The organism is Mesorhizobium sp. M0808, assembly GCF_040320025.1.
Classification (GTDB): domain Bacteria; phylum Pseudomonadota; class Alphaproteobacteria; order Rhizobiales; family Rhizobiaceae; genus Mesorhizobium.
The window spans coordinates 1-9,784 of the sequence record NZ_JAMYOX010000084.1 but is presented as its reverse complement, the minus strand read 5'-3'; the positions used below and the strand labels follow the sequence as shown (position 1 = coordinate 9,784).

Here is a 9,784-nt window from a genome sequence, read left to right as displayed (position 1 = left end):
ACATAGAAATTGACACTGCAAGCTCCTCGGCTCCTTGCTTCAGTGTCAGTATGTCTCGCTCATCACCTCAAGCCGCGCCAGATGGGGTCAGCTTGGCGCTTACCCTTGGTCTTGTCGTAGCGTGTGGCAATACGGCGCCAGTTCTTCAGTTTGTTAAACAGGCGCTCGACGAGGTTGCGCCAACGATATTTCTCGCGATCATGCGGGGTGGGGGCGCGGCGGTTGCTCTTGGCGGGGATGACCGCCTCGACGCCGGCTTTGGCGATCTCTTCGCGGATGGCGTCGGCGTCATAGCCCTTGTCCGCCAGGAGCGCCTCGATACGGTCGGCGATCATTCGAAACAGCGGGCCGAAGCCTTGAATATCGTGCGCCTGGCCAGGTGTCAGGACGAAGCCGAGAGGTCGCCCTTTTCCGTCGCACCGCGCATGGAGTTTGGTGGTGAAGCCGCCGCGCGATCGGCCAAGCGCCTCAGTTTCCTGAGTCCCCTTTTTATGCCGACTGCACAATGATGTGCCCGGACAACGGTGCTATCTATCATGTCGGCGGTGGTATCGCGTTCCACCATCTCGGCGAGCGTTTCGAGCAGCGCATCGAACACCCCCGTCGCGACCCATCGTCGGTCTCGGCGGAAGACGCTGTTCCACTTGCCATATTCATCAGGCAGATGACGCCATTGCGCTCCCGTTCGGGCCATCCACATCATGCCTTCGAAATAGCGCCGATTATCCTGCGCCGGACGGCACCCTCGACCCCGCTCTGCTGACAGCAGCGGCCCGATCAGTGCCCATTCCTCGTCCGATACCTCAATCCGCTCGCCCAACGCTGCCTCCAAAAGACAGCCTTGAATCAGTGACCGAGTCTAGCGTCAAGCTTTGTCCACGAAGCCTAGTGACCGGACTCGGTAGTAATTTTCCGCCCGCCGTCTTTAACATTGCGGCGGCGGCAATTATATTGGCGATGTAGGTCAAAGATTGATCAACGCCCTGCTTGACCTCCTCGACAACTGCAGCGGTATCTCTGTTCTCAACGCCAGCAGCTATCCTTTCGCGCCAATCTCCGCGGTCGGTTAATACCCCAAAAATGTAGTGAGGAAAAAGCAAATTTAAGTACGGCCCCGTTTTCAGCCAAAGTGAATTGATGATTCGAATAAGGTTGGGCATCTCGCATGCGGCATAAAGTTCGCACTGAAACGTGTATACCAACGCAAGGTCCGCACGACGGTTACCGGCGGCGCGAGCCTTTTTCAGTTTTACCGATGTTTCGCGCAACCTTGCTGCAATCTCCGTTGTACCCCTTAGCGCAGCGCGCTCTGCCGCGAAGCACTCGATGTGCAAACGAATGTCCTTGAGTTCGGTGATTTGCTGGGGCCTTAGAAGCGGTATGAAGGCGGATCTGTTCGCTTCACCTTGCAAAACACCCTCGGATATCAAGCGATAGAGGGCCTCACGGACAGGAGTTGGGCTCACTGAAAAGTCTTTGGCTAGGCTTCGTATGGTGATTTTCTCGCCGGGAGCAAACTGCCCGCCACGAATCAAAGCACCTAACTCGTCGTAGACCTGGTCTCTCAAGACAGCGGAGCTTGGCGTGCTCAAATTCGATCCTCCAGCTTTCTGATCCTCCGCAACAGGGAATTTCAGAAGTCGTGAACGAACAGTACATAGTGTCGGAATGGGCATCACAAATTGGCAAGCTAATGTCAGTCGTTCTCGCCTCACCGCAAATCGGCCCCCCGGGGCCGTGATCTGCGCACGTCGTGCCGACATGCACTGCAGATCAGCGCGAATCGAACGCGCACGTCACCCACACGCTCCCGGGAACACCGGAAAGACAGGCGTTTATGGATGGGCATTAGCTATGTCTCGGATTGACGCACAAAGCTGGGTGACCTCTTCCTGACTATGGTCCGCAGTCAGGCATACGCGCAAAGCAGCCTTGTCCCGGGGCACCGTCGGATAAAATGCTGCGGCCACATAAAAGCCGCGCCGCAATAGCTCGGCCGCCGTATCCATCGCTGCCCGAGACTCACCAATCGGGACCATCCGGATTGGCATTCCGTCACCTGACGATTGCGTCGGCATTCTCTCGTCAAAAGCTTGAACAACCCTACTCAGGCGGGCCTGGCGCTCACCCAGCTCCGAAGAACGATGAATCTCTGCTGATGCTAAGGCACCCGCAATTCCGGCCAAGTCTGGCCCCATTGAGAATGCATGCGGGACGGCGTAACGTCTAAGCAGTTTCTCCTGCTCTTCCGTCCCAAGCATGAGAACACCGCCGGTCGCCCCAAAGCCCTTGCTCAAAGAAGCCGCGATGATTGTGTTTTCGCCTAGATCTGCGATTTGGGATTTGGCATATCCTTGGCCATGCCTTCCGCGGATTGAGATGCCATGCGCATCGTCGATGTAGATGAATAGCCCATAACGTTCTTGGAGACGCAAAAGCTCACGGATTGGGGCATTTCCGCCCATTGAGTACACACCGTCGCATATGTAGGCGACGCACGTGTTTTTCTGACAAATACCCTCCAGTTCCTCAATGTCGTTGTGCCTAATTTGCAGAACCTCTGCATCTTCGGCCATAACAGCCTTGTGGTATGCCAAAGTGGCATGGGCAAATCGGTCGAACACCAGTACCGGCTTGCGTCCTCTCGTGAAAGCCCCGCATGCGAGTAACGGGAGCGCGCTCATGTTCGCCGTTAGAACCAGAGAGTATACGATAACCCGAGCATCGAAAAGTTCAGATAAGCTGTATTCGAGATCTCTAGTTAGCGAAAAATTTAATCTCGTGCGTGCACCGGACCACTGTATCGAGCGATAAGACGCTAATGCTGCTATCGCAGCGTCCACGATCTTTGGATGGTTATCAAGCCCGAGATAGCTGCCTCTCGCGAATTCTATAACCGATCGTCCTGGCTCGAGCTCCACGTGTCGCTGCTTAAGAGAGCGGGCATATAGTGTCATTATTCCTTTGGAGTACGCATAGTCGAAATCTGATCTCGACTTCTCAATCACACTTGCAAGATCACGAAATCTATGCTTGTTCACGTCGCTCTCCGTCAAACACGATCATAAGATAATTCACGCTTGTTCATCATTGGCAACCCCCGCCAATGTCCCGTAGCACGAACTCCTGGCCTTCACGTGCGATTTCCCAGTAGCTAGTCTAAGAGCATCAATAATCGTGCCAACTGCTCGAAAGAGCGTCAGAACAAATTATCCGCAAAGCCTTCAATCGGTTAAGTTGCGTACAGCAGGATATCCGTTCTAACGCGATCGTGTCGCATCTTGATAAAACCCGACAGCAGTTGTCGGTGTTTCGACATCATCCGAGGCGAGGACATCAAGAAGGCGGTGAAGGAATACAGGATACGTCTCATCGTCGCCACCGACGCGGCGGCCGAAGGGCTGAACCTGCAGACGCTGGCGACGTTGGTCAACATGGACCTCCCTGGAATCCTTCACGGCTGGAGCAGCGTATCGGGCGGGCGTTGGTGCACGGATCTTTTATTGGTGTGGGTTTAGGCAAGCGTTAACCGCAATAGCCTTTGTAGCGGAGCCATGTGTGGCGCGACAATTTGGACGGGAAGCGCGACGATCAGGATGAAGAGTCAGGTGGTCGCGATTTGGTGAAGATGGACTGTGGATCAGTGAGTTGCAATGGGTATTTTCGTCATTGTCGCGGCGCGCGTCAATGAGGCCGCTTTTAGATTGTCGCGGAGCGTCAATCAGGGGTTCTTCCGCATATTTGGTGCAGGTCCCCTTCGGCCCTCCATCGGTGGGCTATTGCACGGGTCAGGCGGCTGCCAGTAGCCTGTTTCTCAGCAGTGGATATCCCGAGCGGCCATACATCTGGCGTTTGATGGTTTTGAGACGGTTGATCTGTCCCTCGACGGGGCTGGTGCTCCAGGGCTGGGTGATGGCCGCCCGGACAGCCTCGAGTCGCGGCCGATGCCTGCTGCAAGGGAGGCCAGTTCGCTGTCCGCGGTATCGGCGATCCATTGCTCAAGGCCGGCATCATCGTCGCCGCGTATCAATGCAGCAAAACGGCGGGCAAGTTCGCCCGCGATAGCAAGCTGTGGCGCGTGTTCATAAAGATGGCACAAGAACCGCTCGGTCTGTTCGTCGAGAGATGTCGGGTCCTCGCTGAGGAGCCATGCACAGTTCCGACGCGATGGCGGCCGCCATCGCGAATTTGGCGGAGCGGTCGGTGGTCGCTCCTTGCGGGCGGCGGTCCCCCTGTAGACGGTCGCCTTGCTGCCTTCGAAGCCGCGACGCTTGATCTCGGTCCACAGTTGCAACCCGTTGCGCTGGCCTTCCTGCCAGCGGGTTTCGAGATAGTCCTGGAAAGGATCCATGAGGACCGAGCGCGCGGGCGGCCGTCGGTGCTCGGGCTCCCCGCCCGCTGCAAGCCAGCGTTCGACCGTTCTCACGTTGATGCCGATCCGAGGCGCGATCTGGCGCGGCGACAGGCCGGAGCCCCGCAGGTCAAGGATCTCGGCATAGAGCTCACGGCGCTGGTTGCGCCGCGACCGGCGCAGACCATCAAGCTTCGTGGAAGTCTCTTCCGGTGGTTCCGGCTCGGCTTCAGCGTTTCCGGCCATCTCGGACGCCATGGCCTTTCCGGCGGCGCTGACCGCCTTGCGATGGCGACCGACTGATGATCGTCCCGTAGCGCTGCCCCTTGCGCCAAGCCCAGTCGTCGATGCCGACCACACGGGGCGCTTGCGGCGGCTCGAACCCGGCCGCGCGGATCATCCGCAGCAGCGTGTCGCCGCTCACCGGCATGGCGAGCCTGTCCGATAGGCGTGAGCCCGGCTCGCCGCCGACCGCGAAGCCGATTGCCAGCTGGCTTTCGCCGAGCCGAACCGTGCGTCGAGCTTTCGGGTGAACCGTCTCAGGAAGTCTCTCGGTGAAGATCCGGCGCGGGCATTGGGGATCGGCGCATCGAAACCGTCGTGCGTGAAGCTCGATTTCGACAACCCGCCCTTGCCACGGCAGATCGGCCAACCGGCGCATGTAGTGGCTGTGGACGCGGCGGGCTCGGCGACCGCAACATGGACAGCACGATTCCATCGCCTTCGCACGGGCAACAAGCACAACCCTGTCAGCCTGCGGGAGAATTTGGACAATCGAAAGCTCGGGCGAAATCAGCGAACGGAAGGAATGGAGCACGGGCAAATCACGGCGTCGACTGCGATTCCGACTCTATGAACTTATTCGCACCGGCCGTGAATCCCGCAACCTGCACCAAATATGCGGAAGAACCCAATCCCGCGCTTCGACCGGAAGATCACCGTCACCCCGGAATGCGGATCAAGCTTCAACTCGGTCTGCACCATCAAGGCCAGCGCCTGATGACCACAGCGGAAGTCCACGGGGCGCGTCGCGATCAGGATCGGTAATCGTTGGCCCGCGACGATCATGCCGCCCCTCGCATCGCGCGCACCAAGGCCGCAACCCGGTCAACCGGCACATCGCCGGGAAACCTCACCACGAGGTCTGCGCCTATCTACCGTCACGATCCCCGAAGAGGCCTCGACCGGCTCCGGGACCGGCAAGCATCGGCAGCTTCCTTCGGCCCCGTCGTAATCGCCAGGGGCACGAAGGCAGGCTCGAAAGCCCCGCTCTCCACGGCAGATAAGGCGGGCATCAGGTCTGCCGGCAAGGTCAGAAGCCCTTCACGCGCCTGCCGGCGCCAGTCCGAAAGCTGATGCGCAATGAGATCATGACGACGCGCAACATCAACAACCCGCGCACCGGATTGAAGGCTCTCCGCGACAATCCGCGCCTTCAGATCATTGGTGGCCTCCCTGTCCTTTTCCTTCAGGACCTGGACGGTGGTCTCGTCGCCATGGATGAGTGCTTGAGACCTGAGCCGCAGCTTCAGTGCGTCATAGATGCGGGAGAGATGCTTCTCGCTCGATCCGATCACCCAATGCCCCAGAGCGCCGCGGCTGACGGGCACGCCGGCTCGCTCGAATGCCTGGCTCAAGCGGTAGAGCGGCGTGAGAAGGAAGCTGAACGCTGCGCTCCATTAGACCACGCGCATTGTTCCGCTTAACACGTCTCGCTCATCCGGCGCCGCGTGCACGCGCCATTCGATGCGGTCAGAGAAAAGCGCAAAGACGCTCGTCGCCAGGGTCTGGGAATCGCCCGAGCCGTTCGCATAAATCGGGGTAGTCTCGTTGAAGAGCACCGCCTCCGCGCCCCTCGCAAGCGCGCCTTCCGCAATCATCCGGCCCGCCGCCTCCTGCCGATTGCGAGAAGAGAGGGTAATCGTCTGCTCCAGGCCGTCGAGTTCACCGTACAGCAGGTGGTTAGCGTGGGCTTGCGGCGAGGCGACCTCCCGAACGACGCAGCCTGAGGCCGGCGCCTCTACAGAGATAAGCCGACCCGTCTTCCCCTCACCGAGATTGTGATGGTAGCCGCTGGCGCGGTCCTTGCGCTTCAGGATTTCGATCGCTTCGTCCAGCCCTTTCGCGCTGAGGATTGCGCGGGAGATGATTTCCTTCGGCACGCCAGGCTTAAGATCGTTGGGTCTGACGTGGTTGTTAGCTTGGACAAGCCCGGCCTCGTTCAGGCCGAAGTATGTCGGCAGGATGCCGGGAGTCATAAAGCCGCTCCAAGCCGGGCCCTCGTCGGGTTCGGCCTCGACCCAGAGACAGGCACCGAGAGACTCCGCCCAGCCGTCCTCATTATGGGCGATGACCGCAGGTCCGCCGCCTTCCGCCGGAATCAGGAGCGAAGTGCAGCGGTCAATGGTGTTCGTCGCCGGGGAGACGCCCTCGGGAAGACTCAATTCATCCATGCAATGCAAGAGGAAGACCGTTTCGAAGTCCTGCCCGGCGCCTGCGGCAATCCCCTCGATCTCGCGAACGTAGCGGGGATATGCCGCGCGCGAGGCGGATTCCAGCGTCTTGAGATAGTCCGATCCTCGCCAGCGGGCATTCAGGATTTGATATTGCTCGCGAACAAAGACGTTCTCGCGGAAGACGCGCTCGCGGAAGCTAGAGGCGGTGGCTTGACCGATGACGAAGCCGATCGAGAAGGCGTCGCCCTTGGCGCGGACACGGCGGATGGGATTTCTGGACATATAAGGCCTCTGCTTTCCGTGAGTCACTGTTAAGAATTGGATGGCTAACCGTGCACCTCGGCAATGACGGGCGTCTTCATCGTCTGAATCCGCTCGCATACGCTCTGGCCGAGCATGAAATAGGCCTCGCCCTCATCTATAGGGAAGTGACCCCGTTGGCGGTACCCATGATCGGTCGTTCTTGATCCTTGACGACGTGACGCCGTTGCGGGAGCGGACCAGAAGCTGGTCAGCCCGCGTCCAACGGCCCGGAACAAGCTCCGCCACGGGGCCGGGATGGACTTCTTCAAGCCCGGCATGAGCTACAGCCCGTGCATGAGCGCCGGCACGGAGGTCGTGGAGATGGAGGGCGGACGGTGCGATCGCCGCTATCTCGACGTCGGTGAGAACCCGCCGAATGGGGCAATCGCCTACTACTGGTTGCCGAAGGATGCGGAGGGCCCGGTCAAACTCACCTTCGCGGACGTCACGGGCAAGACCATTATCGCCTTCTCGGGTGACGACAAGGACGCGCCCATCTTCGCGACGCTTGTCCGCGCCGGCGGAAAGCGCTGCGGCAACGGATATGGTCTGCGAGTTCTTCATCAGATTTTTCTGTTCTCCGACGCGCTGCTTATTGAAACCGTTCGAATGCAACGCTGTCAGAGACAGTGGTTCCCCGACGGGTTGGAATCAAATAGAATAACTCGATAAGGGCTATAAGTCGGCTGAATGCGGACCGTACTGCGAGCCGCTTTCTTACCTGGTCAGTTCCCTGCGGCCTTCAGGCGCGTCGATGCCAGACGCTGCCAGTCATCAGATCAAAGGCGCTGGAGGGTGACTGGGGGCCACTGTTCCAAGCCCTTAGCCTCGTCTTTCCCGAAGGTCTCTCAATGGCGTTGGTGCACGGATCTTTTATTGGTGTGGGTTTAGGCAAGCGGTAACCGCAATAGCGTTTGTAGCGGAGCCATGCCTTTCAAACACAATACCAGCCGCCGCCATCATATTGAGGTTCAGGGTGACGAACTGGCCAGAATATGAGGCAGGACTTCGTCATCGCGGCAGTTTGACCCTGTGGGTGACGCCGGAAGCCCTGTCAAGGTGGCAAGCGCCAAGACGCAAGACACGTGGCGGCCAGCACCGCTATTCTGATCTGGCGATCGAGACCACCTTGACGGGGGATGTCCCGGTCATTGTTGAAATTCTGAAGGGGCGGCGTTGCTCGCCTCGAGCCTGTAGGCTCGGGGTGTCGATTCCACTGAGGAGAGCAACGCCATGAAAAGGATATCACATTGCCGACGGCTGCGGCGAGCGGAGCTTTGGAAGAAGCGTTCGCCGACGTTCAGGAGAGCTTCGAGAGGCTCTGCCTTGCGGCCGGAATGGAGGCGCTGGGCGCGATGATGGAGGCGGACGTCGAAGCAGCCTGCGGCCCGCGCCACGGCCGGGTTGAAGAGCGCGAGGCGCACCGCTCGGGCTCGACGCGCGGCCGGATCGGGTTTCACGGCGGCAAGGTCGCGGTCGAGCGTCCGCGGATCCGGACCGTCGATGGGCGGGAGATGGCACTGCCGAGCTGGGATCGCGCGATGTCGGAGGACTGGCTCGGCCGCTGGGCGATGAACCTGATGCTGATCAACGTCTCGACGCGGCGGTTCGGACGGGCGGTGCTACTTCCGGAAGGCGATGTGCCGGCGGGTCATGGCAGCGGCGTGTCGAAATCGGCTGCGTCGCGACGCTTCGTGGCCTTGTTGTCGACGGAGAAGCTCGACGCCGTCATGAGCGCGGATCTGTCTGATCTCGACCTCCTGGTCATCCAGATCGACGGGCTGCATGTGAGCGACGATCTCGTGCTCGTCGCCGCGATCGGCATTGACGGCAAAGGCGGCAAGCATCCTCTCGCGCTGGTCGAGGGCGCGACCGAGAACGCCGACACCGTTCAGGCGCTTCTGGACAATCTCGTAGAACGTGGGCTCGATCCGGCGGTAGCGCGGTTGTTCATCGTCGACGGCGCCAAGGCGCTGCCCAAGGCGATCCGCGCGACTTTCGGCAAGGACAGCCTGATCCAGCGCTGCCAGATTCACAAGGCGCGCAACATCATGGATAGGCTGCCCAAGCAGCTTCACGCCTCGACGCGCCGGGTGCTGCGCCAAGCCTGGGAGCTCGACGACGCCGGCAAGGCTGAGAAGCTCATCCGAAACCTCGCGCGTCGGCTCGACCAGGATCGGCCAGGCGTCGCGGCCAGCATCCTGGAAGGACTGGACGAGATCCTCACCGTCGTCCGGCTGAAGCTGCCCGTGCAGCTTCGCCGCTCGCTCGCCTGCACCAACATTGCCGAGAACATGACGGGCACGATCCGCCGCGTCACGCGCAACGTGAAGCGCTGGCGCAATAGCAAGATGGCCCTCAGATGTGTCGCAGCCGGCATGATCGAGGCCACCAAGGGCTTCCGCAAGCTCAAGGCTCACAAGCAGTTGCCGGTCCTGGGCGCTGCGCTGATCGCCCATCAGCAGCGCCTCGCCGCAAAGCCCGTTGCTCCGGCATCGAGGGCTGCCTAACATGATATCGCGCAACGTCGCTCAGTCGAAGTTCAACACGACACAACAAGCTTCGGGACATCCCCCTTGACGCTGGGCCTTGTGTTTGGCCTGCGGCTGCGCCAGGCAGAAGGCTTGCTGGAATCGGTGCTGCAACTGATGGGGCTGGCGCTCGCTGTCCCCGA

Annotated in this window: 9 protein-coding genes and 5 pseudogenes; 5 read left to right on the top strand and 9 right to left on the bottom strand. The window is 60.1% G+C overall.

The features are described 5' to 3' along the window. Nucleotides 1-113: 113 nt before the first annotated feature. The 3 genes and pseudogenes from NKI25_RS35530 to NKI25_RS35520 form a co-directional block, all read right to left on the bottom strand. Nucleotides 114-820 (bottom strand): annotated as a pseudogene (locus NKI25_RS35530) (IS5 family transposase); the annotation flags it as partial. Continuing rightward, nucleotides 804-1,592 (bottom strand): GntR family transcriptional regulator, encoded by a 789-nt coding sequence (locus NKI25_RS35525; protein WP_353000810.1) that lies wholly within the window; start codon nucleotides 1,590-1,592, stop codon nucleotides 804-806. The gene NKI25_RS35525 and the pseudogene NKI25_RS35530, both read right to left, overlap by 17 nt. 243 nt (nucleotides 1,593-1,835) lie before the next feature. Further along, the gene (locus NKI25_RS35520) at nucleotides 1,836-3,041 is read right to left on the bottom strand and encodes an aminotransferase class I/II-fold pyridoxal phosphate-dependent enzyme (RefSeq protein ID WP_353000808.1); all 1,206 of its coding nucleotides are present in this window, start codon (nucleotides 3,039-3,041) and stop codon (nucleotides 1,836-1,838) included. Between the two features lie 240 nt (nucleotides 3,042-3,281). Here NKI25_RS35520 and NKI25_RS35515 point away from each other — a divergent pair, with 240 nt between their 5' ends. After that, the gene (locus NKI25_RS35515; RefSeq protein WP_353000807.1) at nucleotides 3,282-3,518 is read left to right on the top strand and encodes a helicase-related protein; all 237 of its coding nucleotides are present in this window, start codon (nucleotides 3,282-3,284) and stop codon (nucleotides 3,516-3,518) included. A gap of 270 nt (nucleotides 3,519-3,788) precedes the next feature. On the opposite strand, the pseudogene NKI25_RS36680 reads toward NKI25_RS35515, so the two are convergent. From NKI25_RS36680 to NKI25_RS35485, 6 genes and pseudogenes are all read right to left on the bottom strand, one after another. After that, nucleotides 3,789-3,967, bottom strand: a pseudogene (locus tag NKI25_RS36680) (ISL3-like element ISAzba9 family transposase); the annotation flags it as partial. A gap of 613 nt (nucleotides 3,968-4,580) precedes the next feature. Next, entirely contained in the window at nucleotides 4,581-5,069 is a 489-nt protein-coding gene (locus NKI25_RS35505; protein ID WP_502897502.1) for a transposase family protein, read from the bottom strand. A gap of 140 nt (nucleotides 5,070-5,209) precedes the next feature. After that, nucleotides 5,210-5,419: an IS66 family insertion sequence element accessory protein TnpB gene (gene tnpB, locus NKI25_RS35500; RefSeq protein WP_353000802.1), complete on the bottom strand. Its 210-nt coding sequence runs from the start codon at nucleotides 5,417-5,419 to the stop codon at nucleotides 5,210-5,212. Nucleotides 5,420-5,511: 92 nt separating this feature from the next. Further along, on the bottom strand, nucleotides 5,512-5,778 hold the full coding sequence (locus tag NKI25_RS35495) for a transposase (protein WP_353000812.1): 267 nt from the start codon (nucleotides 5,776-5,778) through the stop codon (nucleotides 5,512-5,514). Between the two features lie 15 nt (nucleotides 5,779-5,793). Beyond that, nucleotides 5,794-6,003, bottom strand: a pseudogene (locus NKI25_RS35490) (IS66 family transposase); the annotation flags it as partial. 27 nt (nucleotides 6,004-6,030) lie between these two features. Beyond that, nucleotides 6,031-7,089, bottom strand: a complete 1,059-nt coding sequence (locus NKI25_RS35485) for a C45 family autoproteolytic acyltransferase/hydrolase (RefSeq protein ID WP_353000800.1) — start codon at nucleotides 7,087-7,089, stop codon at nucleotides 6,031-6,033. Nucleotides 7,090-7,365: 276 nt separating this feature from the next. On the opposite strand from NKI25_RS35485, the gene NKI25_RS35480 reads away from it, so the two are divergent. From NKI25_RS35480 to NKI25_RS35465, 4 genes and pseudogenes are all read left to right on the top strand, one after another. After that, nucleotides 7,366-7,782: a hypothetical protein gene (locus tag NKI25_RS35480; protein ID WP_353000798.1), complete on the top strand. Its 417-nt coding sequence runs from the start codon at nucleotides 7,366-7,368 to the stop codon at nucleotides 7,780-7,782. Between the two features lie 255 nt (nucleotides 7,783-8,037). After that, a pseudogene (locus tag NKI25_RS35475) lies at nucleotides 8,038-8,242 on the top strand (transposase); the annotation flags it as partial. Nucleotides 8,243-8,354: 112 nt separating this feature from the next. Beyond that, on the top strand, nucleotides 8,355-9,620 hold the full coding sequence (locus NKI25_RS35470; protein ID WP_502897501.1) for an IS256 family transposase: 1,266 nt from the start codon (nucleotides 8,355-8,357) through the stop codon (nucleotides 9,618-9,620). Between the two features lie 66 nt (nucleotides 9,621-9,686). Then, nucleotides 9,687-9,784: pseudogene (locus NKI25_RS35465) on the top strand (IS5/IS1182 family transposase); the annotation flags it as partial.

Excerpts from the sequence above, each read along its gene's own strand:
- NKI25_RS35480 (WP_353000798.1), top strand. The coding sequence starts at position 7,366 with ATGGACTTCTTCAAGCCCGGCATGAGCTACAGCCCGTGCATGAGCGCC.
- NKI25_RS35505 (WP_502897502.1), bottom strand. The coding sequence starts at position 5,069 with ATGGAATCGTGCTGTCCATGTTGCGGTCGCCGAGCCCGCCGCGTCCAC.
- tnpB (WP_353000802.1), bottom strand. The coding sequence starts at position 5,419 with ATGATCGTCGCGGGCCAACGATTACCGATCCTGATCGCGACGCGCCCC.
- NKI25_RS35485 (WP_353000800.1), bottom strand. The coding sequence starts at position 7,089 with ATGTCCAGAAATCCCATCCGCCGTGTCCGCGCCAAGGGCGACGCCTTC.